General features: G+C 43.5%; 29 protein-coding genes and 1 riboswitch. Of the genes, 2 read left to right on the top strand and 27 right to left on the bottom strand.

The window, feature by feature from the left end:
* Window positions 1–14: 14 nt before the first annotated feature.
* The 20 genes from nuoK to DEAC_RS12310 all read right to left on the bottom strand — a co-directional run bounded on the left by nuoK (window position 15) and on the right by DEAC_RS12310 (window position 17,086).
* Entirely contained in the window at window positions 15–359 is a 345-nt protein-coding gene (gene nuoK / locus DEAC_RS12405; RefSeq protein WP_047810383.1) for an NADH-quinone oxidoreductase subunit NuoK, read from the bottom strand.
* Window positions 356–859, bottom strand: coding sequence for an NADH-quinone oxidoreductase subunit J family protein (locus tag DEAC_RS12400; protein WP_242847151.1), 504 nt, complete (start codon window positions 857–859; stop codon window positions 356–358). The genes nuoK and DEAC_RS12400 overlap by 4 nt, the downstream gene beginning before the upstream one ends.
* A gap of 2 nt (window positions 860–861) precedes the next feature.
* On the bottom strand, window positions 862–1,275 hold the full coding sequence (locus tag DEAC_RS12395; protein WP_047810525.1) for a NuoI/complex I 23 kDa subunit family protein: 414 nt from the start codon (window positions 1,273–1,275) through the stop codon (window positions 862–864).
* 4 nt (window positions 1,276–1,279) lie between these two features.
* Window positions 1,280–2,335, bottom strand: coding sequence for an NADH-quinone oxidoreductase subunit NuoH (gene nuoH, locus DEAC_RS12390; protein ID WP_047810381.1), 1,056 nt, complete (start codon window positions 2,333–2,335; stop codon window positions 1,280–1,282).
* A 25-nt stretch (window positions 2,336–2,360) separates the two neighbouring features.
* Window positions 2,361–3,464 (bottom strand): NADH-quinone oxidoreductase subunit D, encoded by a 1,104-nt coding sequence (locus DEAC_RS12385; RefSeq protein WP_047810380.1) that lies wholly within the window; start codon window positions 3,462–3,464, stop codon window positions 2,361–2,363.
* A gap of 11 nt (window positions 3,465–3,475) precedes the next feature.
* Window positions 3,476–3,964, bottom strand: coding sequence for an NADH-quinone oxidoreductase subunit C (locus DEAC_RS12380; protein WP_047810379.1), 489 nt, complete (start codon window positions 3,962–3,964; stop codon window positions 3,476–3,478).
* Window positions 3,954–4,475, bottom strand: a complete 522-nt coding sequence (locus tag DEAC_RS12375; protein ID WP_047810378.1) for an NADH-quinone oxidoreductase subunit B — start codon at window positions 4,473–4,475, stop codon at window positions 3,954–3,956. Before DEAC_RS12375 ends, DEAC_RS12380 begins: the two co-directional genes overlap by 11 nt.
* A complete protein-coding gene (locus DEAC_RS12370; protein ID WP_047810377.1) occupies window positions 4,466–4,822 on the bottom strand; it encodes an NADH-quinone oxidoreductase subunit A in 357 nt (118 codons plus the stop codon). The genes DEAC_RS12375 and DEAC_RS12370 overlap by 10 nt, the downstream gene beginning before the upstream one ends.
* Window positions 4,823–5,252: 430 nt before the next feature.
* A complete protein-coding gene (locus DEAC_RS12365) occupies window positions 5,253–5,807 on the bottom strand; it encodes a manganese catalase family protein (protein ID WP_047810376.1) in 555 nt (184 codons plus the stop codon).
* A 77-nt stretch (window positions 5,808–5,884) separates the two neighbouring features.
* Window positions 5,885–7,147: a phosphoribosylamine--glycine ligase gene (purD, locus tag DEAC_RS12360; protein WP_047810524.1), complete on the bottom strand. Its 1,263-nt coding sequence runs from the start codon at window positions 7,145–7,147 to the stop codon at window positions 5,885–5,887.
* A 36-nt stretch (window positions 7,148–7,183) separates the two neighbouring features.
* Window positions 7,184–8,728: a bifunctional phosphoribosylaminoimidazolecarboxamide formyltransferase/IMP cyclohydrolase gene (gene purH, locus DEAC_RS12355; RefSeq protein WP_047810375.1), complete on the bottom strand. Its 1,545-nt coding sequence runs from the start codon at window positions 8,726–8,728 to the stop codon at window positions 7,184–7,186.
* The gene (gene purN, locus DEAC_RS12350; RefSeq protein ID WP_047810374.1) at window positions 8,725–9,342 is read right to left on the bottom strand and encodes a phosphoribosylglycinamide formyltransferase; all 618 of its coding nucleotides are present in this window, start codon (window positions 9,340–9,342) and stop codon (window positions 8,725–8,727) included. The genes purH and purN overlap by 4 nt, the downstream gene beginning before the upstream one ends.
* On the bottom strand, window positions 9,339–10,352 hold the full coding sequence (gene purM / locus DEAC_RS12345; RefSeq protein WP_047810373.1) for a phosphoribosylformylglycinamidine cyclo-ligase: 1,014 nt from the start codon (window positions 10,350–10,352) through the stop codon (window positions 9,339–9,341). Before purM ends, purN begins: the two co-directional genes overlap by 4 nt.
* A 31-nt stretch (window positions 10,353–10,383) precedes the next feature.
* Complete coding sequence (gene purF, locus DEAC_RS12340; RefSeq protein WP_083996138.1) at window positions 10,384–11,784, bottom strand: amidophosphoribosyltransferase; 1,401 nt, start codon at window positions 11,782–11,784, stop codon at window positions 10,384–10,386.
* Between the two features lie 144 nt (window positions 11,785–11,928).
* Window positions 11,929–12,648: a phosphoribosylaminoimidazolesuccinocarboxamide synthase gene (gene purC, locus DEAC_RS12335; RefSeq protein WP_047810371.1), complete on the bottom strand. Its 720-nt coding sequence runs from the start codon at window positions 12,646–12,648 to the stop codon at window positions 11,929–11,931.
* Window positions 12,649–12,752: 104 nt separating this feature from the next.
* Window positions 12,753–14,048: an adenylosuccinate lyase gene (gene purB, locus DEAC_RS12330; RefSeq protein WP_047810370.1), complete on the bottom strand. Its 1,296-nt coding sequence runs from the start codon at window positions 14,046–14,048 to the stop codon at window positions 12,753–12,755.
* Window positions 14,049–14,076: 28 nt separating this feature from the next.
* On the bottom strand, window positions 14,077–14,574 hold the full coding sequence (purE, locus tag DEAC_RS12325; RefSeq protein WP_047810369.1) for a 5-(carboxyamino)imidazole ribonucleotide mutase: 498 nt from the start codon (window positions 14,572–14,574) through the stop codon (window positions 14,077–14,079).
* A 146-nt stretch (window positions 14,575–14,720) separates the two neighbouring features.
* A riboswitch (purine riboswitch) is annotated at window positions 14,721–14,822 on the bottom strand.
* 182 nt (window positions 14,823–15,004) lie between these two features.
* Window positions 15,005–15,820: a 3'-5' exonuclease gene (locus tag DEAC_RS12320; RefSeq protein WP_047810368.1), complete on the bottom strand. Its 816-nt coding sequence runs from the start codon at window positions 15,818–15,820 to the stop codon at window positions 15,005–15,007.
* A 285-nt stretch (window positions 15,821–16,105) separates the two neighbouring features.
* Window positions 16,106–16,276 (bottom strand): aspartyl-phosphate phosphatase Spo0E family protein, encoded by a 171-nt coding sequence (locus DEAC_RS12315; RefSeq protein WP_047810367.1) that lies wholly within the window; start codon window positions 16,274–16,276, stop codon window positions 16,106–16,108.
* Between the two features lie 225 nt (window positions 16,277–16,501).
* Entirely contained in the window at window positions 16,502–17,086 is a 585-nt protein-coding gene (locus tag DEAC_RS12310) for a hypothetical protein (protein WP_047810366.1), read from the bottom strand.
* Window positions 17,087–17,306: 220 nt separating this feature from the next.
* On the opposite strand from DEAC_RS12310, the gene DEAC_RS23585 reads away from it, so the two are divergent.
* Both DEAC_RS23585 and DEAC_RS12305 read left to right on the top strand, forming a co-directional pair.
* A complete protein-coding gene (locus DEAC_RS23585) occupies window positions 17,307–17,465 on the top strand; it encodes a hypothetical protein (protein ID WP_161796452.1) in 159 nt (52 codons plus the stop codon).
* A 179-nt stretch (window positions 17,466–17,644) separates the two neighbouring features.
* A complete protein-coding gene (locus tag DEAC_RS12305; RefSeq protein WP_047810365.1) occupies window positions 17,645–18,160 on the top strand; it encodes a CBO0543 family protein in 516 nt (171 codons plus the stop codon).
* 108 nt (window positions 18,161–18,268) lie between these two features.
* On the opposite strand, the gene guaA is transcribed toward DEAC_RS12305, so the two are convergent.
* The 7 genes from guaA to DEAC_RS12270 form a co-directional block, all read right to left on the bottom strand.
* Window positions 18,269–19,801 carry a glutamine-hydrolyzing GMP synthase gene (guaA, locus tag DEAC_RS12300; protein ID WP_047810364.1) on the bottom strand — a complete coding sequence of 511 codons (1,533 nt, stop codon included), beginning with the start codon at window positions 19,799–19,801 and terminating at the stop codon, window positions 18,269–18,271.
* A 23-nt stretch (window positions 19,802–19,824) separates the two neighbouring features.
* On the bottom strand, window positions 19,825–20,367 hold the full coding sequence (hpt, locus tag DEAC_RS12295; RefSeq protein WP_047810363.1) for a hypoxanthine phosphoribosyltransferase: 543 nt from the start codon (window positions 20,365–20,367) through the stop codon (window positions 19,825–19,827).
* A gap of 154 nt (window positions 20,368–20,521) precedes the next feature.
* Window positions 20,522–21,184, bottom strand: coding sequence for a LolA-like protein (locus DEAC_RS12290; protein WP_047810362.1), 663 nt, complete (start codon window positions 21,182–21,184; stop codon window positions 20,522–20,524).
* Window positions 21,185–21,261: 77 nt separating this feature from the next.
* Complete coding sequence (locus DEAC_RS12285; RefSeq protein WP_047810361.1) at window positions 21,262–22,650, bottom strand: MFS transporter; 1,389 nt, start codon at window positions 22,648–22,650, stop codon at window positions 21,262–21,264.
* A 361-nt stretch (window positions 22,651–23,011) separates the two neighbouring features.
* Window positions 23,012–23,791 (bottom strand): tryptophan synthase subunit alpha, encoded by a 780-nt coding sequence (trpA, locus tag DEAC_RS12280; protein WP_047810360.1) that lies wholly within the window; start codon window positions 23,789–23,791, stop codon window positions 23,012–23,014.
* On the bottom strand, window positions 23,784–24,968 hold the full coding sequence (trpB, locus tag DEAC_RS12275) for a tryptophan synthase subunit beta (RefSeq protein ID WP_047810359.1): 1,185 nt from the start codon (window positions 24,966–24,968) through the stop codon (window positions 23,784–23,786). The genes trpA and trpB overlap by 8 nt, the downstream gene beginning before the upstream one ends.
* Window positions 24,961–25,557, bottom strand: a complete 597-nt coding sequence (locus tag DEAC_RS12270) for a phosphoribosylanthranilate isomerase (RefSeq protein ID WP_047810358.1) — start codon at window positions 25,555–25,557, stop codon at window positions 24,961–24,963. Before DEAC_RS12270 ends, trpB begins: the two co-directional genes overlap by 8 nt.
* Between the last annotated feature and the right edge of the window lies 1 nt (window position 25,558).

Genomic DNA, 25,558 nt, shown 5'->3' with positions numbered 1-25,558 from the left:
CTCCATAGTCTCTCTTACCACTTCAACCAATTAAATTCATCAACATTTGTTGACTGACGATTACGATAAATTGTAATCACGAGGGCCAGGCCCACTGCAATTTCTGCTGCAGCCACCACAATGACGAAAAGTGCAGCTACATTTCCTGTTAAGATGTAGTGAATATCAATTTTTTGATTCCATAGAAACCGGTTAAAGGCCACAAAATTGATGTTAACTGCATTGAGCATCAGCTCAAGGGACATGAGTATGGCGATAATGTTCCTCTTAGCAAAGACGCCGTAAAGTCCAAGGCAAAACAACATCGCTCCTACTAAAAGATAGGTTGAAAGTCCAACACTTAAATTACCTAAATTCATTGGTTTTCCTTCACTCCCTTCGCCAAAATTACAGCTCCGGCTAAAGCCACAGTCAGCAATACCGCAGCAGCCTCAAAGGGAATCATAAACTGTGAAAGCAGCAGGAGTGACATATCCTCGGCTGAACCGCCGCTGGTCCAAGCCGACGGTAATACACGCCAGTCCGAATTCGTAAGAACCACTAGGGCGATCACCGCGAAGAGCAGTACAGAAATAAAGGCTCCCCATCCCCATTTGCGGTTCTCCGGATTACTGTCACTGACCTCTCCGCGCAGAGTCAGCATCACTGCAAAAACGACCATAATCGATACGGCACCGGTATAAACGAGCAATTGAACAGCTGCGAGAAAATCTGCGTTCATCAGGACATAAAGCACGGCTACTCCCGAAAAGGAAAGTGCCAGATAGAATGCGCTATGAACGATATTCCTGGAAGTGACAACCCCCGAAGCTGCAGCTATTGCCAAGATAGCAAAGATAAAGAAAACGATAGTGCCCACGTTTACCCCTCCTCTCCACTTGGCTTGTTCGATCGCTTGGACCGCGCAATCATGTCCCATAGTAATTCTTCACGATGGTAGACCGCATTTTCAAACTCTTGGGAGAGTCTAAGAGCACCAGTCGGGCAGCTTTGCGTACATAACCCACAAAGAAGGCAGCGACCAATGTTCATATGGTAAGTCTTTAATACTCTCTTATTGTTTCCATCCTTTTCGCTCGTTAGATTGATGACTTGATTCGGACAAATATTTACGCAAAGCCCACAAGAAATACACTTCTCAGGTTCTAGAGCCATGGAACTCCGTGTACGGGGAGGAAGGTTAGGCTTTACTTCAGGATAATACTCTGTAAGATTAGGTCCATAGAAACGTTTAAGCGTAATGCGCAAGCCCTTTATTAAACCATTACCAAACACTTCTTCACCCTCCTATCCGCGGAATGAATAGCTGGTAAATATAAATACCCAGACCTGTTAAAAAGATGTTTGCCAGCGATAAAGGAAGCAAGATCTTCCATGCAAAATGCATAAGATGATCGACTCTCATCCGGACAAAGGTCCAACGGACCCACATCATTATGAAAATTACGAGCCAGATCTTAAGAATAAACCACAACCATCCAGGCAGAAATCCCGGGCCGTACCAACCACCCAAAAACATCGAAACTGCAATGGCAGATGTTGCGACCACGTTGCCGTATTCAGCAAGCATAAACAGCCCCCACCTAAGTCCGGAATACTCCGTAAAAGGTCCGGCTACAATCTCCTGCTCCCCTTGAACTTGATCAAACGGAGCCCTGTTAGTTTCAGCTATACCGGCTATTAAATAAATCAAGAAGGCCAACGGCTGCAGGAATATGAAGGGAATGGTTTTCTGAGCCTCAATAATCGAAGAAAGGTTGAAGGTCTGAGTAATCATGATGACACCGAGCAAAGAAAAGAGCAAAGGTATTTCATAACTTATCATTTGAGCTACAGCTCGGAACCCGCCGAGTAGAGAAAATTTATTATTTGATGCCCACCCGGCCATCAAAAGTGCCAACGTTGAAATTGAGGAAACTGCCAAAAAGTAGAATATACCTAAGTCAAGATTAATGGCCACCATTCCCTTACCGAAGGGAATAACACCGAATGCCATTAACGTAATCCCTACGAGCATCATTGGAGCAATCTTAAAAAGAAAAAGATCTACATTTGCTGGGTAAATATCTTCCTTACCCAACATTTTCACCGCATCGGCAATAAATTGAAACCATCCGTGTGGCCCGAGACGATTGGGACCTGATCTTTGTGATACCCAGTGGGCAAATTTGCGTTCAACAAGACTGAGAAATAAAGCAGCGACTACCATAATCAAAAAGAGCATGAGAAATACTATAATATTAATCGTTAAATCAGCACTTAAAGAATGAGAATCCGCAAATAGTCCACGGATGTAGGCCGCTATATTCACAAACACATTGTTTAAAGCGTCCATCTTCTTCTCCCTTCATTGCAAATATCTATTTATCCACTTCTCCTAACACAAGATCCATGGAAGCGAAAATAGTCACAAGGTCTTGAATCTTCCAGCCGGTCACTATAGCTGGGAGCATTTGAACGTTAACAAATGCTCCGGTCCGTATACGTACCCGGGCTGGCTTCGTCGTCCCATTACTGACTATATACCAACCCATCTCTCCCTTTGGATTCTCAACTCGATGATAAACTTTGCCGACTTGTGGTTTAATCACCTTTGGTACCTTTGCCACAACAGGCCCTTCCGGGATGTCTCTCAGGGCCTGTTGAAGAATTTTCCTGCTCTCTTGAATCTCGAGAAGTCGAATAAAGTGTCGATCATAGGTATCGCAGCCATACAACACTGGGACATTGAAATTAAACCTATTGTATATGCCATAAGGTTCGGCTTTACGTACATCATACTGTACTCCGGAAGCTCGTAGATTCGCTCCCGTGATGAGTAGATTTTCTGCCAATTCTTTCGGGAGAATACCCACACTTTTCATGCGTGACTGCGCAATTTCATTACCGAAAAAGATACCATAATACTCCTCAATCATTTCAGGCATGTCATCGAGAAAGCTCTTAAGTGCAGGCATAAATTCGTCCGGAACATCATGGCTGACTCCACCAATTCGGAAATAATTTAGAGTCATACGATTACCCGCAGTCATTTCAAATAAATCGAGAATACGCTCGCGATCACGGGTACAATAACTCCAAGGAGTCCAGCCACAAATATCCAAAGACCCACTTGCAATCATAAACAAGTGACTGGCAACCCTCCCCAATTCCGCAAATATAACGCGGAGATATTCTGCACGTTCGGGGACTTCTATACCCATCAATTTTTCAACGGCTTGGACGTAACCCAAACTATTATGCGGACCTGCCAGATAATCCAGACGGTCAGTGTAGGGAACAAACTGATTATAAGTACGACTTTCCGCCATTTTTTCCAAGCCACGATGGAGATATCCAATTTTAGGTTCTACATTAGTAACAACTTCTCCATCCAAATGGACCACCATTCGAAACACACCATGCGTACTTGGGTGTTGGGGGCCCATGTTCACAGAATACTCTTGAGTTCCATCAATTATCATTGTTCCCCCACCTATTCCCCTTCTTTTCTTACTCGCATCATCGCACGTCGTTCATGACTGTCTATAACATAATCTTTGCGCAATGGATATCCTTCAAAATCGTCCCACATATAGATACGTTTCAAATTAGGATGCCCTCTGAATTGAATGCCGAACATATCAAAGGCTTCACGCTCTAAAAAGTCTGCCCCCTTCCAAAGGGGAGTAGCCGAGTCAATCACGGGATTTTCCCGTTCAACTGTAGCTATAATACGTAAACGCTGTGGACCGCGCAGGCTGGATAATTGGTAGACAACCTCAAAGTGATCCTCCAGATCCATTCCGGCTAGATCATGCAAAAAATCACACGGGACATCCGGGAAATTCTTAACACACGTCAAAACTTCCAGCACATATGGATAATTAATAGTTAATTCGAGTACGCCAAGGCTCTCTTCAACTTGTCCAGTAACCTTATCTGCCAATTCGGATACTCGCACTCGCAAAATTTCATTTAACATGCTTAATTAACCTCGCCTTAGCAGGATTTTGTATTTTCTGTTTAAGATGCAGCATCCCAAACATCAAGGATTCCGGTCTTGGTGGGCAGCCAGGAATATAGACATCGATCGGAACAATACTATCCGCCCCCGGCACCACAGCGTAAGAATCTGCAAACGGCCCCCCTGAGCAGGCACAATTGCCCATGGCAATGACCCATTTGGGCTCCGGCATTTGATCATAGATACGACGAGCAATAGGGGCCATTTTCCGTGTCAAAGTTCCTGCCACAATCATTAAATCTGCTTGTCTCGGTGACGCCTGAAACACCTCATAGCCGAAACGTGATAAGTCATAACGAGGATCTCCCGATGATGCCATCTCAATAGCACAACAAGCCAGACCGAAAGAGCAAGGCCAGAAGGAATGAACTCGACCCCAGTTCAAAAACTTCTCGACACTGGTAAGCAGAATATTCTTCTCAGCCGCAGCCTCAGCATCACGCAGTTCTTTCTCTCTCCTTACATCCACTCCAATGCACCTTCTTTCCAAGCGTACCAAAAACCGACTATGAGAATGATCATAAAGATAAACATTTCAACAAAAGCAAAGGTTCCTAATTTACGGAACGTCAATGCCCAAGGATACAAAAAAATCGTTTCTACATCGAAGGCGGTAAAGACAATAGCATAAAGAAAGTAGTTGCTCTTGAATCCAATCCACGCCCTGCCAATTGGCTCATTGCCGCATTCATAGGTTGTTAACTTTTCCTTATGCGGCTTATGGGGTGCCAAGAGATGAACAACAGCCATGACAACGATAGGCAAACCTATTGCAAACGCAAGCAACAATCCTACCGCAGCAAAATTATCTATCATTTCCTTCCCTCCTTATTTGTACTCTGGAAAATCTCACTATATTTCTCCTATATTGTTATTATTTTACAGTACATGGCTAAAATGCCCATATCACAAAAGACCTATATCACGAAATCCCTTTATCAAGACACAATTTTAGAAATGTAAATTATCTCCTTTCCGTTTTATTTTATTTGTTCTTGCATTAAAGAGATTATTCTTAAGAAATTAGTGAGATATTACCCAAGGATTGGCCTGACATGGGACCCCATGTCAGGAAAGGCTTAACCCAATCATCTCATAACTTTCCCGCAAAGTAAGGGGAAAACTGTCTAATATGGGTTTAGGGACTAATAGAGACTAATATAAACCAATATAGACTAATATAGACTAAAAGAGTCATAGAGACTTCATCCACGAAGTCTCTATGACTCTTTTTACCGGTATCTCATTATTCTAAAACCTGCAAGCTCATCTTGTAATCATAAATCAATTCATTTTGTTCTTCCGAAGACCCGTTTTCTCGGATTAACAGCAGTGCTTTTTGGAGCAAACGTTTATGTACTCCTTCGCGAGTAATTAAAAAGTTGATCATTTTTTTCATATTAGGATCTGTCGTTGATTCCAGATGTTGTTGATAAAGAAGGGCAGCCCTCGTTTCTGACTGAATATCTACCTGCAGCATAGTAATATAGTCAGCATTTTGATCAATATAATTTAAAACCCAGGGAGCACCTTGAGAATTCACACAAGTAAGCGGCGCCCCTCCTAACTTGCTAATGGCTGCAGCAATCAATTCCATATGTCCTAATTCTTCCGCTGCTATTAATCCCAGTAAATCTCGAACATACCTATTTGGCATGTTCGAACGCTGATTTAAATACTGAATCGATGATGTGAGTTCACTATTTCGTCCGGCATAATGTTCCAGCAAGAGTCTAGCAAACCCGGGATCTGACCGTTCAACATGTACCGGATAAAACAAATGCTTTCGATAATGAAACACCTTCATCCCCCCCTTTTTATCGAACCTTGCCATTATTATATGGGGGGAGACTCTTAGTGGTCACTCAAATCTCCAGCTCAATTCAGACCTTTGACACCAATATCCCGCCGATAATGCGCCTTAGGAAAATCAACGTTTTTCACAAGGGCGTAAGCCTTATCGCGAGCCTCCTGCAGAGTTTTCCCTGAGGCAGTAACGCCTAACACCCGACCGCCGCTGCTTTCAAGCAGTCCATCTTTCATTTTGGTACCGGCATGAAAAATTACTGAATCCTCGTCCCTTGTCTCCGGCAGGTGAATCGGGATTCCTTTCGGATACTTTGCAGGATAACCGGGCGCAGCCATCACAACACAAACTGCAGCTTCGTTTTTCCACTCCAAATCGGCTTCCGGCAACCTGCCTTCAGTGCAAGCCCATAATATCGGTAAAAGATCGCTCTTCAAGCGCTTCATTACCACCTGGGTTTCCGGATCACCGAAACGAACATTATATTCCAGAAGCTTTGGCCCTTGTTTCGTAAGCATTAGTCCCAGGAAAAGGACTCCTTGAAACGGAGTTCCTAATTCAGCCATAACCTTCAGCGTCGGATTGACGAGATCCCGCATTACCGATCTTTCAAGCTCGGGTGTCCAAATTGGAGGAGGACTGTATGTTCCCATACCTCCGGTATTAAGGCCTTCGTCACCATCTAAAGCACGCTTATGATCCTGTACGGGAACCATCGAGCGGGCTGTAGTTCCGTCCGTAAAACAGAGCAGGCTAACTTCTTGCCCTTCAAGAAACTCTTCAACTAAAAGTTTTTTCCCTGCTGCTCCAAAATTGCCGTCCATGATTTCATCAACAGCCTGAAGCGCAGTATCTAAATCCAGCGCCACGATGACACCTTTTCCTGCCGCTAAACCGTCCGCTTTGAGAACACAAGGGGCTCCAAGGTCCTTAATGTAGGCTTTGGCCTGATCTGCCTTTTCAAAGACTTCCCACTTAGCCGTTGGAATTTCAGCGCGTTCCATAATCATTTTCGCGAAGGATTTACTTCCCTCTAATCGAGCGGCGGCCTTGGCAGGCCCAAAAATTCGCAGTCCGGCCTCTTGGAAAGCATCTACGATTCCTAAGCTCAGCGGATCTTCAGGGCCAACCAGAGTCAGATCAATATCTTCTTTTAAAGCGAACTCCACCAGACCTGAAATATCTTGGGCCGAAATAGGGATATTCCAAGGTTCAGTTCCGGCATTTCCGGGTGCAACATAGAGACGTTCCAACACCGGGCTTTGCAAGAGTTTCCAGGCAAGGGCATGTTCCCGCCCACCGCTGCCTATGACTAATACTCGAAGTTTATTCATATTTTCACCCGCTCTCAAAAGTTCCCTTCCTGAAAATTAATGTTGAAAATGTCTGCGATGCGTAAAGACCATGATAATGTTTAAACGATTAGCAGCCTCAATCACTTCGGGATCATGGATAGATCCACCCGGCTGAATAATTGCTCGAATTCCTGCTTGAGCGGCAGATTCAATCGAATCAGGAAAAGGGAAAAAGGCATCAGAAGCCAAATATGCTCCTTTAGTTTTTTCACCGGCTTGTTCAACGGCAATCTTTACTGATCCAACACGATTCATTTGGCCGGCACCAACACCTAATGTTTGGCGATGATCAGTTACAACGATGGCGTTTGATTTAACATGTTTAACAACACGCCAAGCAAAATCAAGGGCCTTTAAATCGTTTTCAGTTGGTTTCTGCTCAGTGATAAATTCCCATTCATCAATGGGAGTAGTTCCTCGGTCAACCTCTTGAACGAGATAGCCGCCGTCAACGCTTTTCAGCATCAAGCGAGGAGTCACTCGGTCATTCTCGCCTCTGCCAACTGCAAAGAGCCGAAGATTTTTCTTGGAACTTAAAATGTCCTGAGACTCCGGACTAAAATCCGGCGCCACAACCACCTCATAGAAACACTCCTTAATTGCCTCAGCAGTAGGGCCGTCAACTACTCGGTTTAAAGCAATAATCCCGCCGTAGGCCGAAACGGGATCTGAAGCCAAAGCGCTTTTGTAAGCTTCCAGGGGCGTATTTCCTAAAGCCGCTCCGCAGGGATTGGTGTGCTTAATGATGGCTGCAGCACACGAATCAAACTCACGTGCAAGTTTCCACGCAGCCTCCATATCTACCCAATTGTTATAGGAAAGTTCTTTTCCCTGAAGTTGTTTCCCTCTTGCCAAACTGCCTAAGGCGGCCTCAGAATTAATATAAAAAGCGGCCTTTTGCTGAGGATTTTCACCATATCTTAGTTCTTGAACCTTTTGGGCAGTTAGACGCAGCGTCCTGGGAAAACCGCCGACTGGTTCAAGCTGTCGTTCTAAATAACCCGCAATTAAACGATCATATTCTGCTGTATGGGCGAAAGCCTCCGCTGCTAATCGTTTGCGCATACCGGCGGAAACGGTCCCCGTTTCACGCAGGACATTTAAGACTTCTTCATAGGATTTAGGATTGACCAGTACTGTAACCCTGCCATGATTTTTAGCAGCGGCCCGAACCATGGTCGGTCCTCCCACATCAATGTTTTCGATAGCTTCCTCAAAGCTCACTCCCGGCTTGGAGATTGTCTCCCGAAACGGATATAAATTCACGACCACCAAATCAATAAACCCTATACCATTTTGCTCCATCTGCTGGCGGTGTTCCACAATATCCCGAGCCAGAATTCCACCATGAATCAGCGGATGGAGAGTTTTAACCCGTCCGCCTAATACTTCCGGAAATCCTGTGACCTCACTGACATATTTCACGGGAATATTGGCTTCATCAAGAACTTTGAAAGTTCCCCCTGTCGATATAAGTTCAAATCCCAGCTCAACAAGTCCTTGAGCAAAAGTGACAATTCCCGTCTTGTCTGAAACGCTGATAATGGCTCTTCGCTTCATCCTAAACCCTCCTGTTGCAATATTTGAACTCGACGTCCCACCCGTTTAACACTTCCAGAAACTAAGAGCCGTACGGCTTTAGGGTAAAGACGATGTTCTGCTTCTAAAATTCTCTGAGATAAACTATCCTCTGTATCTGCCGCTAAGACAGGCACGGCCTCCTGTAAAATAATTGGTCCGCTATCTAAACCTTCATCGACAAAATGAACCGTACAGCCGCTCACTTTGACGCCATATTCCACAGCTTGACGCTGGGCATGAAGCCCAGGGAACGACGGAAGGAGAGATGGATGAATATTCAGAATTGGAAAATTGGCCTGTTGAATAAACTCTGATCCCAAAACCCGCATATAGCCTGCTAAAAGAAGAAGTTCAACTCGATGTTTCCTCATCCAAATCAAGAGCTCCTCTTCTTGGGCTTGACGATGGGGATAGTCCTTGATCGAAAAGACCTGAGTTGGAATCCCAAATTCCTTAGCCAAGCCAAGGACAGCAGCTCTCGGCTGATCGGAACCAACAGCAACTATTTCAATCGGTAAGCCTTCTTTTTTCGAGGCCTCAAGCAACGCTTTAAAGTTGCTTCCTCTTCCAGAAGCTAACACTGCAGTTCTCAATAGGTGACACCTACTCCATCGGCAACACGTCCTATGACATGATGCAATTCACCCATCTCCTTGAGCTGCTGACGTATTGATTCTTCATCTTCCGCACTGACAATAATGACAAATCCTATACCCATGTTAAACGTCCGATACATCTCGGGCCAAGCAACATCCCCTAAACGTTGAAGTAAATCAAAAACAGCCGGCCGTTTCCAAGATGTCGGATCAATCTGAACCCCCAGTCCTGAAGGCAAGATACGGGGGATATTCTCCGTAAGTCCTCCCCCTGTAATATGAACCATACCCTTAATTTTCTGTTTTGCAAGGAGCGGCAGAATAGTCTTAACGTAAATTCGAGTGGGTTTCAGCAGAGTTTCTCCCAAAGGTTCTCCTAATTCCGGCAGAACCTCCTCTAAAGAATAGTTCTCAAACAATTTACGAGCTAAGGAATACCCATTGCTGTGCAATCCAGTGGAAGGCAGACCAATAAGAACATCCCCTGCTTCAATGCTCGACCCATCAATCAGTTGATCACGGTTGACTACCCCGACGGAGAATCCGGCAATATCATACTCATTCTCAGCATAGAAACCTGGCATTTCTGCCGTTTCTCCTCCGATTAAGGCACAACCGGCCATTTCGCAACCCCGGGCAACACCACCGACAATTTCAGCGACTCTTTCCGGATTAACTTTGCCAACGGCAAGATAATCGAGAAAGAACAACGGCTCCGCACCTTGAACCAAAATATCATTAACACACATAGCCACAGCGTCTTGCCCAATAGTATCATGCCGGTTCATCTGGAAGGCAAGTCGGAGCTTTGTCCCAACGCCATCCGTTCCGGAAACCAAAACCGGATCCGGATACTTCTTTAGATCTAATTTAAAGAGTCCCCCAAATCCTCCAAGTCCGCCTAATACTTCCGGACGGAGCGTTCGGGCTACTGCCGGTTTAATTCGTTCAACTGCATCATTACCGGCTTGTATATCAACACCAGCGTCACGGTAAGAGTATCCCACATTAATTCCTCCTAACTTTTCGCCCAAAATGTTAGCCGCAGGAATTCTTTCCGCGGTTCAAGTCTGAAACAGGAATAGGGTAAGAACCATTAAAACAGGCCAGGCAAACATTTTCTGTACCGAGGGCCCGCAACAAACCTTCTTCTGAAATATAATGCAGCGAATCAGCTCCAACAAACTTGCGAATTCCTTCCATATCCAGACGATTGGCGATCAGCTTTTCCCGTTCAGCTGTGTCTATTCCATAATAACACGGATAGGCCACAGGAGGCGAACTTATCAGAAAGTGAACTTCTTTAGCCCCTGCTTTTCTCACCATCGCCACTAATTTTGAACTTGTAGTACCACGGACAATGGAATCATCAATCATAACAATTCGTTTATCTTTAAGGACGCTCGCATTTGCGTTCAGCTTCAAGCGAACGCCCACTTCTCTCATTTCCTGAGTCGGTTGAATAAAAGTTCTTCCGACATAACGGTTTTTTATCAAGCCTTCACCAAAGGGTAAGCCTAAAGTTGTGGCATATCCCAGAGCTGAAGCTGTTCCTGAATCCGGGACAGCAATGACAAGGTCTGCATCTATTGGACATTCATGAGCTAATTCAATTCCCATTTTCAAGCGGCTTTCCGAGACATTAATCTGATCGATGGTACTGTCCGGACGTGCAAAATAGATATATTCAAAGGCACAAGAAGAACTTCTGTTTTTCCTTAATCCCGGGCGGGAGTGCAGCCCATTTTCATCAATAACAACAATTTCACCGGGTTCTAAATCCCGAACAAATTCGGCGCCGACGGTATCAAGAGCACAACTTTCTGACGCCAGGCAATATCGTTCACCTTTCTTCCCAATACAAAGAGGCCGGACTCCATGAGGATCTCTTAAACCAAAAAGTTTATCCTCTGCTAAAATGACTACCGCATAAGCCCCCCGCAAATCCATCATAGTTTTGACAAGAGCATCCTCCAGAGATTCCCGGCGATAGCGCGTAATCAGGTTGATAATGACTTCACTATCTGTCGTTGTCTGAAAGACGGCTCCATTCAGGCCTAATTCTTCCCGCAATTCCGTGGCATTCGTTAAATTTCCATTGTGAGCTAAAGCCATCATGCCCTTTTGATAATGAACGACGAGGGGCTGGGCATTGGCCAGCAAACTGGAGCCTGTAGTTGAGTAGCGAACATGTCCAATGGCCATCTTTCCGTGCAAATTCTTAATAATATGGTTAGAAAACACTTCCGAGACAAGGCCCATTCCTTTATGAACTTCGATTGCACGCCCATCGGAGACGGCAATACCGGCGCTTTCCTGCCCGCGATGCTGCAAAGCATAAAGTCCATAATAAGTTAAACGAGCCACTTCTTGATTGGGCGCATAAATTCCAAAGACCCCGCATTCCTCATGCGGTTTGTCTAGGCTAAAGTCAAACAATTCTGTCCCCCCTTTAATTAGTGAGACAAGACGAAAAGCCTCAAACTCGTTAACTATAGGTTAACTGGATTAACAGGCTCTTCGCCGCCCTCCTCAACAAGCAGAATACCTTTGTCGTAACCTTTTAGGCTTTGAAAATTTCTCTTAAACGGATGCCAGGACCTCTTTAACCCTGCGGAAGACTTCTTGGTAGGCCTCTTCAACTTGCCCAAGGTCGCGACGGAAACGATCCTTATCCAGCTTTTCTCGAGTTTTGATGTCCCAATATCGACAGGTATCCGGAGATATCTCATCGCCTAAAAAGAGCTGCCCGTTGCTTATACCAAATTCCAATTTAAAATCAATCAGATCAATGCCTGCTTTAACGAGAATATTACGCAATATTTCGTTGATCTTCAGCCCCCAGGTCTGAATCTCCCTGGCAACCTCCAGCTTTGCCCATCCCATAGCCGCAACATGAGATTCATTGACCATCGGATCCCCCAAAGCGTCATCTTTATAATATAATTCGACAACAGGTTGAGAGAGGACAAATCCCTCTTCCACTCCGAGACGTTTTGACAAACTTCCCGCTACAATATTGCGGACAACAACTTCGAGGGGAACCATTTCCAAACGTCGTACGAGCATATCCCGCTGCCCAAGCAGGCGAACGAAGTGAGTGGGAATTCCTGCTTTTTCAATTTCCGCAAAGAAAAGAGCTGAGAGCTGGTTGTTAACCTCTCCTTTATCCGCAATCTGTCCCTTTTTTTCACCATTGAACGCTGTGGCATCATCTTTATACGCCACCCAAAAATAATCCTTTTCATCCGTTTCATAGACTTTCTTAGCTTTTCCCTCATATTTCAGTGCTAACTTTTCCATTGTTGTTACCTCATTTCAATTTTTTAGCTGACCATAAGTCAACTCTAACTGATACTATCTCTGACTGTAATTTCTTTAATCAAGATCCAAATTTATTTCTCTTTCTAAACAAGCCCTAAGCGTGCAAAAATATCACTAACATGCTTAGTATGATAATCATAGTCAAATAAGTTGTTAATCTCTTCCTCACGCAAATATTCCCTGATGCTTATGTCTCTGTTGACTAAATTCTCAAATTGTTCCTTCGTGTTCCAAGCTTCAAGAGCATTGCGCTGAACCATTGCGTAGGCATTTTCACGGCTAACTCCTTTTTCTACTAAGGCCAGCATAACCCTTTGAGAAAAAATCAATCCCAATCCTTTATCAATATTGATTTTCATCTGCTCAGGAAAGACTTGCAAACGATCGATTAACTGAACCATTTTATGAAGCATGTAATAAAGGGCTAGTGTACTGTCCGGCAAAATCATTCGTTCTGCTGAAGAATGGGAAATATCCCGTTCATGCCACAAGGCGACATTTTCCAGGGCCACTTGAGCATTTGCCCGCACAACTCTGGCCATCCCACAGATCCGTTCCGGAGTAATGGGGTTCTTTTTATGCGGCATGGCTGACGATCCTTTTTGGCCCTTGCCGAAGGCTTCCTCAACCTCATGAACGTCCGTTCTCTGTAAGTTACGAATCTCGGTAGCCATCTTGTCAAGGGAACTGGCAATCCCCGCCAGAGTCGTCATGTAGAAAGCATGGCGGTCACGCTGAAGAATCTGTGTGGAAATCAAGGCAGGTTTTAAATTGAGCGTTTCGCAGACATGGGCTTCAACTTGTGGATCCACATTGGCAAAGGTCCCAACAGCACCCGAAATTTTCCCAACGCGAACTTCTTCACGAGCGATATTCAAGCGGTTTTTTTGACGCCGGATTTCATCATACCAAAGTGCAAACTTCAAGCCTAAGGTAATGGGCTCAGCATGAATTCCATGTGTTCGTCCCATCATCAGAGTGTCCCGGTGTTCGATTGCTCTGCGGCGGAGAACTGTCTCCAAGGCCTCCATCTTAGATAGCAGCAAGTCCGTGGCTTCAACCATCTGCAGGGATAAAGCCGTATCGAGAATATCGGATGAGGTTAAACCCAGATGAATGTACTTGGCTTCATCGCCTACGTTCTCAGCCACATTGGTTAAAAACGCCAAAACATCATGTTGGGTCACTTCTTCCAACGCTTGAACCCGTTCCCAAGAGAAGGATGCCTTTGCTCGAATTACCCCAACGGCTTCATTAGGGATCTTACCAAGCTTTGCCCAACCCTCACAGGCGGCAATTTCGATTTTTAACCACAGAGAAAGTCGGTGTTCGTCTGTCCAAATTTCTCCCATTTCAGGAAGTGTATATCGGTCAATCAAAGTGGAATCTCCTTTCTATTTCTCTACTTCAACCTTCGCTTAATTTCTTTTGCAAAGCCTCATCCTTGGCGGCAATATCCGCTGCCATCTTCGCCCGGTAGTCCTTAATCTTTGTTCGTAACACACTATTTTCTGTTGCTAATATTTGAACTGCGAGCAAAGCCGCGTTTCGGGCAGCACCAATTCCAACAGTGGCAACCGGTATTCCGGGAGGCATCTGAACAATGGCGTAGAGAGCGTCGACACCATTCAAGGGTCCGCTGTTCATAGGGACTCCAATCACGGGTAAAGTGGTTGAACCGGCAATCACTCCAGGTAAATGAGCCGCCAACCCAGCACCCGCAATAATGAGTTTCCCTCCTTGATTCTCAAAAGCTTTGACCCAATCAAGGGTTCGTTCTAATGTTCTATGAGCCGAAGAAATCTTCACTTCAAAGCCCACCTCAAATTGCCTTAGGATTTTAAGCGCATCTTCCATTACCTTGTAGTCTGAATCACTTCCCATAATGACTCCGATCAGATTCAAAGAAATCCCTCACTTCCATAAAAATCAAAGCCCAGACGAGTAAATTTCCTCTTAAAAAGAAAGAGTGAAACCTACCCGCCTGGGCTTTTATCCCTTCGGTGTAATTTGATCCGGCAATCAAATCTGTACCACTCGGACAATCTTGCCCTAGGTACACTTTCGCTCATAGTCAGACCATTTACGGCAGTCTGGTAGAAACTCGCGGACCATATCTCCGCTATTATATGAACTCGTATGAATTTGTTACGTTCATTGTACAAGAAGGAAGTATAAAGGTCAATAACAATTTCGAACATTATTTAACTATTTGTTTATAACGTTCGAATTATAAGCGTGAATCGCAAACTAGACTTCAATATGAAAGCAAAAAGGCTGTGACGACTTTAAAAGTCAGTTACAGCCGCATCTAATCTTAAGGTTTATACCCTTATTAACTATCTCTTGTATAAACACTATCTTTACAACTTATTTTAAATTCTCCATCACTATTTATAATCCTGGCAACATGTTTTATGGGAATTTTGCATTGATGACAAAAGCCATGAGCAAAATACTTTTTAGATTTACTGGATTCTTTGATTTTTTCCACGATATTTCCACATTCAGGACAGTAAATGACTGTTTGACTTAGTAAGCCTTTTAATTCATTAACCTTTGCTTCATTTTCCTGCTGTACCTTTTCCCAATTAATAATAGCATCTTGAGAAAAATCATAAACCTTTCTGAAAATATCCACTGTGTAGGCAGCATCACTAAATGCATCATGAAAAGGCAATGTCTTTTCGATTTCCAAGTCGTCCACAGCCCTCTCCAGACTCGGCTGTTGGTGCAAACCTTCAAACTTCATATAGACTTTTTGTATGTCTATATACTTATTAAAAAATTTTGCATCGAAACCAAAAAAGGAGCAATTTTCTCGTAATCCCAAGATATCATCCTGCCCCCAAGAGCATAAGACGGCTTCAGTTCCGACCCAGACTTCAAAACTTTCCATGGCTTCCATAAAGAGCTTTCTGGGAATAATTTTGCTTGTGTTTATGTTTGTTTTTCTCTTGACATAAGGATTTAATCGTTTATAAACAAAGGGCTTGATTAATAAGTTAAACTCATCAATTTTCTCTAATTGATCGTTCAATTTTAGGGCACCAATCTGTATAATTTCATTTTTTAAAGCAGGGTTTGCTAAATCTCCCTCTTTAAAGCGAAAAAACATATTAAATTCCAAATCAAAAACAATGTAATTCATACGCCCCTCCTGCACTATAACTCTATTATAATCCCTCCTTGCCATAAACGCACTCATGTAATCTTTCCAAATCTGCAAAAGTTAAATCTTATTCTGCGAACCAAGTACCATAGATCGCAAGTGAACTCGTTCAGCTGAAGCTGAACATCGGGTCTTAAAAACTGGATCAATGGCCATAAAAATTAGGTCAAAACAAAAAGCCATCAAAAAATGACGGCTCAACTTTAAACTATAATACTATATTTAGACTAATATTCGACTATAATTATGACTATAACTATGTATTTACCAAAAACTAAGCTGTTCCACAGAAGTAATCCTTTGGTATTGGTTCAACAATCTATCTAATTGTTGACTAACCTCGACAACTTCGTTATCGATTAATTCCCGATTGAGACCAAATTTGTTGAGCCTTCTGCGTAAAACCTCAATTCTTTTCAAAAGTTTCTTTTCCACTCGGATTCCTCCCGAAAAGTCTTTTCAATAAGAATTGTATTGTTAATTTGCTGAAATGGCAAGAATAAATTATCCAATATTAGGTAAATTCCTGTCGAACGAATAGCTTAATCTGTTACTTGCCAACTAATGGTTACATGTTTAGTACAAAACCAATGCTCCTTTGCAGTAGGAATGGTTACCTGCTATAAAGGAGCATATTTCAGCGAGAAGGTTATTAAATTACTACTTATTCAAAGAATCTAAAACTTGTTGATAAAATTGCTGTGGATTAAATGTACCTCGCTGCCCGCCGGCTCTGCGTTGGGAATTCGATCCATTAGTATTACCGCTTTGGTTATTTTGAGTTTGGCTTTGACTATTTGTGTTTTGATTGCTCCCTTTAGAAGGTCTTTGCGGAGCCGATTTTAGTTCGGTTTTTTGTTGATCTGTAAATACAGCATTGATAGCATCAGCTTGCTGCTGTAAAAAATCTTGACTTGGACTCGTAGTCTTAATCAATTCTTGCAGAATGGGTTTAAGTTTAGTCTTCTGGTCACTCGTTAATGGGTTCTGTTGGCTATTTTCTAAACGGCGAATTTCCATAGCGGCCTGTTGAGCAGGATTAATCGTTCTCTTCGTTTGAGTAGCTTGACCTTGACTTGTTTGGCCTTGAGTTGATTGGGACTGCGTCGTTGACTGATCAGAATTTGACGAACTTGCAGTAGTTGAACCGCAGCCGCTCACTCCAATCAGAGTGGCCAAAAGTAAGGCCCCAATTAATAGTGATGGTTTTTTCCAAGCTTTTTGGACTAGGAATCGTTTCTGCATAAACTTAATATCCCCCTATTCAATCAAGTTTTTCTTTTCAGCGTGGTTTATGTTTTACAAAATTCTGTCCGGTCCTATCAACCTTGATATAGCATACATCGAACTTCTAAGGAGATTGTGACGAAGAGTTAAAGATTTTATGAAGATGAAAAAATGTTTAAGATTAGATTTTATGGATAGAGTAACGTTTAGCATTGTTCTATGTAGAGGGGGCTTTAAAATGACTCGCACAGTAGCTGCCTATTGCAGAAAGTGCAAGAAGTCAACAAATTTTAGTTTCAATGGCGGAGGTTGGGAATGTCCTTCTTGTGGTTCTCAAAATCCAGTAAGCGGACACGATAACTCCGAATTTCCCTATAATATTTTCAGAGATTACTAAATCTCTTTTTTTCATCAATCATTATACAAGCTAAAAGACGCCTTGACGGGCGTCTTTCTTTTTGTTCTTTCGAATCATTTCATAAATGACTTTAACCAAGTTCATTAAGCCAAGGGAGAATAAATGCGGAGTATTTGCAAATAATATTCGGAAAATTATTACTCTCTTTGGAGGTCTTAATGCTATTACGTTTATTTATAGGTATAATTTATATTTTGGCGGCCTATAAATTTAACAATTTCAAAGATTGGAAAAATTACTACTCCACAATTGAGTTTTGGTTGATAGGTAATTTAATTGCTTTATTTATAACCTATAATTATCCTCTTTGGGAATTAACGTCTCCCGGAGAAAAGATTACTTTTAATGAACTAATTTTTTGCCTTTTTGTCCTTCCTCTCTCAGGATTAATATATTTAGCCAATTATCCCGAAAGGGAAATCTATTTAAAACGAGTTTGTTACATTATCTTTTGGATTCTATATTTTTCTGTACTTGAATTAATTTTAGGCTTTTTCGGTTACTTTAAATATAGTCATGGCTGGAACATCGCCTGGTCTATTATTTTCAATTCTTGTATGTTCCCTTTAATGTGGGTTCATTATAAACATCCGCCTTGGGCATGGGGACTTGCAACAGTAATCGGAGTGAGCATTATCATTTATTTCAGAATCCCAGTCAGTGCTATGAAGTGAATGAAACCAAACTGTGGAATTTATTAAACGTCAACACAGAAAAATAAGCACCCAGCAATAAACGGCCGAGTGCCTATTTCTATAATTGCGACTGTAAATCCACGAGCATTATTCCCACTCAATGGTACCAGGCGGCTTCGAGGTAATATCATAAACGACGCGATTTACCCCGCGGACTTCATTAACAACCCGTGAGGAGATGTTGTGGAGAAGGTCATAGGGCAGTCTGGCCCAATCAGCGGTCATGGCGTCTTCACTCGTCACTGCTCTCAGGATAATTGGATATTCATAAGTTCGGCCATCTCCCATTACGCCAACGCTTTTGATGGAGGGAAGGACTGCGAAGCTTTGCCACAAATCCCGATATAAGCCTGAACGACGAATTTCCTCGATAATAATGGCATCCGCTTCTCGCAGAATATCCAATTTCTCGCGGGTTACCTCACCGAGAATACGGATTGCCAGACCAGGTCCCGGGAAAGGCTGGCGCCAAACGATTTCTTCACTCATGCCCAATTCTGTCCCTAATTCGCGCACTTCGTCTTTAAATAACATGCGCAGCGGTTCAACCAGCTTAAACTGCATGTCCTCCGGCAGACCGCCGACATTATGATGACTCTTGATAGTTTCCGCTGTCTCCGTGCCGCTCTCGACAATGTCCGGATAGAGCGTCCCCTGAACCAAAAAGTCGACTTGACCGAGTTTCGCAGCTTCTACTTCAAATACTCTTATGAACTCGTTGCCGATCGTTTTACGTTTAACCTCGGGCTCAGATACTCCTTCAAGCTTGGCCATAAATCGCTCGCGAGCATCCACAAATACTAAATTAAGCTGAAACTGCTCCGTAAAAACTTTTCGAACTTGTTCCGCTTCGTTCTTACGCATAAAACCATGATCGACAAAAACGCAGGTCAATTGGTCACCTACAGCTTTATGAACTAAAGCAGCCGCTACTGAAGAATCAACACCGCCGCTCAAGGCGCAAAGGACACGCCCTTTCCCGACCTTTGCCCTGATCTCAGCCACTTGCAGTTCAATGAATGACTCCATTGTCCAATCCCCGGCACAGTGACAGACATCAAACAAAAATTGCTCAAGCATTTTCTGACCGTCAGGAGTGTGTTTAACTTCGGGATGAAATTGAACGCCATAAAAATGGCGTGCAGAATCCATCATTGCTGCGATCGGTGTATGGCCAGTATGGGCAGCAATCTCAAAACCTTCAGGCAATGACTTAATAGAATCGCCATGGCTCATCCAGCAAGGACGCTCTCCGCCTAAACCGGCCCATAACTCGTTTGCTTTGTCCACAGTAAGCATGGCTTTACCGTACTCACTGGCTACAGGACGTTCGACAGTCCCCCCCAATTGCAGGGCCATAAGCTGCATCCCGTAGCAAATCCCCAGGATAGGAATTCCCAAGTTATAAATTTCAGGGTTCACTTTTGGAGCATTCGGCTGATTAACACTGGCAGGCCCTCCAGAAAAGATAATACCTTTAGGCTGCCGGGCCTTTATGTCCTCGATAGACGTTTTATAAGAAATCATCTCAGAATAAACATGAGCTTCACGTACTCGCCTTGCAATGAGCTGATTGTATTGTCCTCCAAAATCCAGAACTAATACGACTTCCTTTGTCACGTTATTTCATCACCATTTCCTTGTTAATTAACTTCGTAAGCTTCTTGTTTCAGAACTCCAACGTAGGGCAAATTCCGATATTCTTCATTAAAATCCAAACCGTAGCCTACAACAAATTCATCTGGAATAGCAAACCCGTTATAATCAGGAACTACTTCCACCTGCCGGCGGGCAGCCTTATCAAGCAGGGTAACTACCTTAACACTCAAAGGGTTACGAGCTTTAAGATTTTCCTTCAAGTACTTCAGGGTTAATCCGGTATCGACAATATCTTCGACCACCAAAATATGAACGTCATCCACACTACGTTCCAAATCTTTAAGAATCCTGACGACTCCTGAAGATTTTGTTGACACACCGTAGCTCGACAAGGCCATAAAGTCATAAGCCAATGGCAGCTTGATCTCACGAATAAGATCCGCCATAAAAGGGACGGCTCCTTTCAAGATTCCTAACACTAAAAGATTTTTGCCTTCATAATCCCGAGTAATCTGTGCTCCCAATTCGGCAACGCGTTTTGCTAATCCCTCCTTGGAAATCAATACCTTTGCGATATATTCTTCCACAATGGACCCCTCCATACAAAAAATCAATTAAAACTTATTTAAAAACTATACCAGAGGCTTGTCATTTCTGCAAATAAAATAATAAGCCAGGAACAACCTTTAGTGTTCCTGGCTTATGTCGTCGACTCTTTCTAAACCTTATTTTTATCGTTCTTTATATAGTAGGGGCCTGTATCGTTATCTTCTTTCCAATATCCCAAAACTCAAGTGTCATTGTCATCGGGTCAGATTTGGCTTTATTTTTGGCTTCGATTGTCGCTTTTACCAACGTTTTATCCGACTTTCGAATATAAAGTGTGTACTGGAAATCGGTCCAAAATTCCTCCATCATTTTATTTTGCACACTGGGCTTTAACTGGCAAACCCAAACTTTTTGTTCGTTGACCTTCCCTTGACCGCTAAGCACCACCTCACCAAGTTCTTTCATTTGTAATGAAGATAGGGGGTCGAGCTCCGCCAGAAAGACTTCTTCTGCAGCCTGCCCATCAGCAAATTTAATCCACTTTTTGCTAATGGGATCTTTGCTGAACGTTGAGTTTCCGATTTTGATCAGCTCAACTTCGCTTCCCGTCAATTCTCCTAAAATCCTGGTGTTTCCTCCGGTTTTTTCCCCCTGCACTCGGGCAAGAACCCGATCTTTTCCTTCAACCCATTGATGCTGGGTCAAACTGTAGCGAAAAGAGGTCGCTGCATTTAACTTTTCCAAGCCGTGTGTTACCAGCTTAGTAGGGTCTGGCGGCCAATTAAGCCATCCTATGATACCCCCCAACAACACGATACTGATACCAATGAGAAACCATAATCCCCTTTTCTTCATAACATGCCCCCCTGGCGGAGTTCTTACCTACTAATATGTAACTTCAGCTTGCCTTATTCCTAGACATTAAGAATTACTCAAGGGGAGTTTATCCTTTTTCCTCTTGCTAAGGAGGCAAAGGTTCCGATCAAACAAAGAAAGCTAAAGACAATGAAGCTAGTTTTTGAGCTTTTCAGAAAGCTTGTCACGTAATACGGGGAATCAAGAGTCATATCCTTCATGTCTAAGGAAGTAATTAAGGCCACTATGGTCATACTTAATGTTTGCCCCAGCAATCTCATAGTTCCCAGAGCTGAGGAGGCCACTCCATAAAGGGGCCGTTCAACCGAGCTCATGACCGCATTAGTATTAGGAGAGGAAAAGAAGGCAAATCCGAGTCCAATGAAGGCCAGATTAAGAACAATAAGCAAAACAGACGTATTCTTAAGCAAAAAAACAAATAAAAACAAGCCTAAGGTTGTTATACCCATACCTAAAGAAGCGAGGATCTGAGAATTGATTTTATCCGATAAACGACCAGCCAAAGGAGAAAGAAGAGCCATAATAATAGGCTGCGACAAAAGAATTAAACCTGACTGTGAGATTTCAATATTTTGGACATTTTGCAGATATATTGACATTAAGTAAACCAAAGCAAACGTCGCGCTATAGTTAATAAGGGCCGCAAGGTTGGAAAAGGTAAAGGAACGATTGCTGAGAAACAAGCTCATAGGCAGAAGAGGATATGATAGTTTATTTTCATAGATTACAAAGGCAGCCAAAAGCAGAAGCCCGCAGGCAAAGGCAATCATATAATTGTATCCCGCGGTAATATCAGATAATCCGTAAAGGAAAAGCAAGATGCCAAGTATCCACAGAATACTCCCCCATTTATCCAAGTTTTCCTGATCTGCTCCAATCCATTCCCCTGATAGTCTGGCCAAAGTCAAACTAAGAATTACTAGAGAAATCACAAAATTTAAAAGAAATATCCCGCGCCAGCTGATGGTGCTGCAGATGAATCCTCCCAAGACGGGACCTAAGGAGAGGCCGATATAGGTGGCTGCCGCACTTAACCCCATTGCCTTTCCCCGATCTTTTGCCGGGACGACAGATGTTAGGATGGCCATTGAAGTACCAAAAATCATAGCACTGGCAATTCCTTGGAAAACCCTAAATATAATTAAAACTGGAAAGGAAAAAGCCAATCCGCAGCCCAACGATGTTACAGCAAAAGCAATCATTCCCAGGATAAAAATCTTTTTGCGGCCGACAATATCAGCTAAACGGCCAAAGGGTAATAAAAAGGCTGCCGTGGCCAACAAGTAGCTGGTTACTACCCAGTTCAGCCAAGATTGATCAACTCCATATTCCAAAGCAATCTGGGGAATACCAAGATTTATCGCATTACTCATAAATGGGGTGATAAAGGAGGTTATCATGACGATAACCATAGTCAGCTTTACAATTGATTGATTTTCTTCCATACATAATCCCCCCGAATATTTTTAACTATGAAGCATTATGCAGCTCCAGCGAAAAATATTAATGCAAACCAGCAACGAAATTATGCTCTGACAGATACGTAAAATCAGCTTCAAATTGGTGCCTAATAAATAGAGTTTCAACAAACTTCTGAAAACTCCTACCAATTTAAACAGGGATTATTATATTTTATAAGAACAATTTGCTAGCCTCTGGCGAAGGCGTCAGGCTAGTTTGCACTGATGCCAGAGGAACGTATACAACCGAACGTAATACTTTCGTACATGACTAGAAAAAACAGCCCTTTCGAGCTGTTTTCATTTTTTTGCCGTTATTTTGGTTACCAGAACAAATATATCTCAATTAAACGATATCTCTCACAGCGTTTTTCATACTCTGAACATAGTCATAAATATAAGGGCCGGCCTCTTCCCCGTACTTCTCAACAATTTTGACAATCGCACTGCCCACAATCACGCCATCTGTAATTTCGGCAAGTTCTTCGGCCTGTTTCGGCGTATTGATGCCAAAACCAACCGCCGTGGGAACAGAGCTTGCTTCCCTGATGACCCCAATAATTGAGCGCAAGTCTGTTTTAATTTCACTTCTCATGCCCGTGACACCCATGGAAGAGACCACATAAATAAAACCTGTCGCCTCCGCGGCAATCTGTTTAATGCGTTGTTCCGACGTGGGGGCAATCAAGGAAATTACGTCAACTCCAAAGCCGGCGGCAGTTTCAGTCAGCTCACCTTTTTCTTCATAAGGCAGATCAGGGATAATGATGCCGTCAACCCCTGCCTCAGCACAGCGTTGAAAAAAGCGAGAGTAACCATAGTTAAAGACAGGGTTTAAATACGTTAGAAAAACGAGAGGCACCTCAGTCTTTTGACGGACAGAAACCACCAGGTCAAAAATTTTGTCCACGGTTGCTCCAGCTGCAAGAGCCCGGATGTTCGCTTCTTGAATAACCGGTCCCTCAGCAATGGGATCAGAAAAAGGAATACCGATTTCCACTAAATCAGCACCGCCCTGAACCATTGCCAAAATAAACTCTTCACTCTTCTCTAAAGTAGGATCTCCGCCAGTGACAAATCCGATGAAGGCTTTCCCGTTTTTAAAGGCCTCAGCAATATTACTCATAGATACTTACCCCCTTGTAGCGCGCTATCGCGGCAACATCTTTATCTCCTCGCCCTGACAAACAGATGATGATGATTTGATCCTTACTTAGATTGCCGGCAATTTTCTTAGCCTGAGCCACGGCATGGGCACTTTCAATCGCGCAAATAATTCCTTCTGTTCTGGCCAGATACTCAAAAGCTTCTACGGCCTCGTCATCAGTAATAGGGACATATTCTGCCCTGCCTGAATCATGAAGATTGGCATGTTCCGGCCCTATCCCAGGATAATCGAGGCCGGCGGAAATCGAATAGACCGGGGCAATTTGCCCATATTTATCCTGACAGAAGTAAGACTTCATGCCGTGGAAAACCCCTAATTTTCCTTTGGCAATGGTAGCAGCATGCTTCTCAGTATCAATTCCGTGTCCTGCCGCTTCACAGCCGATCAATTTAACACCTGTGTCAGCGATGAAATTGTAGAACATCCCCATCGCATTACTGCCGCCGCCGACACAAGCAAGCACCACATCGGGAAGTTTGCCTTCAAGTTCCAGAATCTGCTCTCTGGCTTCCTCACTGATCACGCTTTGAAAATCACGAACGATCATGGGGAAGGGATGAGGACCCATCACAGACCCTAAAACATAATGAGTATCATGAACACGGGCGGTCCACTCACGCATTGTTTCGTTTACGGCGTCCTTTAGCGTCATAGTACCGCTGGTTACCGCATGAACCTTAGCTCCCAACAGCTCCATCCGGTAAACGTTAAGCGCTTGCCTGTCCGTATCTTCCTTACCCATAAAAATCTCACACTCTAAGCCAAGCAGGGCTGCCGCCGTAGCAGTGGCAACACCGTGCTGTCCGGCCCCTGTTTCGGCAATAACGCGTGTCTTGCCCATTTTCTGAGCCATCAAAGCCTGCCCTAAAACGTTGTTGATTTTATGAGAACCGGTATGATTTAAGTCTTCACGCTTTAAATAGATCTTGGCGCCCCCTAAGTCTTTGCTCATCTTCTCGGCATAATAGAGCAGCGAAGGTCTTCCCGCATACTCATTCAGAAGCTTTTTAAGCTCTGCTTTAAACTCGGGGTCATTCTTAAAGTGTTCGTAAGCTTTTTCCAGGTTGATGATTTCATTCATCAGAATTTCCGGGATGTATTGCCCCCCGTGAATGCCGTATCTGCCTTTACTCATATCGCATTCTCCTAACTATTTCTAGAATTTTGGCCTTGTCTTTCTTCCCATCTGTCTCCACTCCGCTGCTGAGATCAACGGCAAAGGGCTTTGCTGCCCTAATTGCCTGCTCAATATTATCTGCCTTCAGGCCCCCGGCCAGAAAAAAGGGTTTTTTCACTTCTCCGACCAAACTCCAATCAAAGGTCTGACCGGTCCCGCCCGCTCCCTGATCAAGGAGTAAAAAGTCGGCCTCGCTGTCCTGCATCGCCTCAATATCGGCGTGTACTTTCACCTGAACCGCCTTAATTATCGGTTTAGCAGTCAAAGTTTTTAGTTCTCGGATATAGGTTTCACCTTCGTTCCCATGGAGCTGAGCCATTTCAATAATATTATCATTCAAAAGATTAGCGATCTTGGTTAACGATTCGTTAACAAAGACACCCACAGGCGTGATTTCCGGACTTAAGTTCGACCGCATGGCCTTTGCCCATTCCATAGATACCTGGCGGCGGCTCTTGGCAAAAACAAAACCGATAAAATCAGGCTTAGCCTCATTGACAAAGTCAATGTCACAATTTTGAAAGAGTCCGCAGATTTTAATTTTCATA

The organism is Desulfosporosinus acididurans, assembly GCF_001029285.1.
Classification (GTDB): domain Bacteria; phylum Bacillota; class Desulfitobacteriia; order Desulfitobacteriales; family Desulfitobacteriaceae; genus Desulfosporosinus; species Desulfosporosinus acididurans.
Note: the sequence above shows the minus strand (reverse complement) of the source record. Positions and strands in the feature narration are given on the sequence as shown.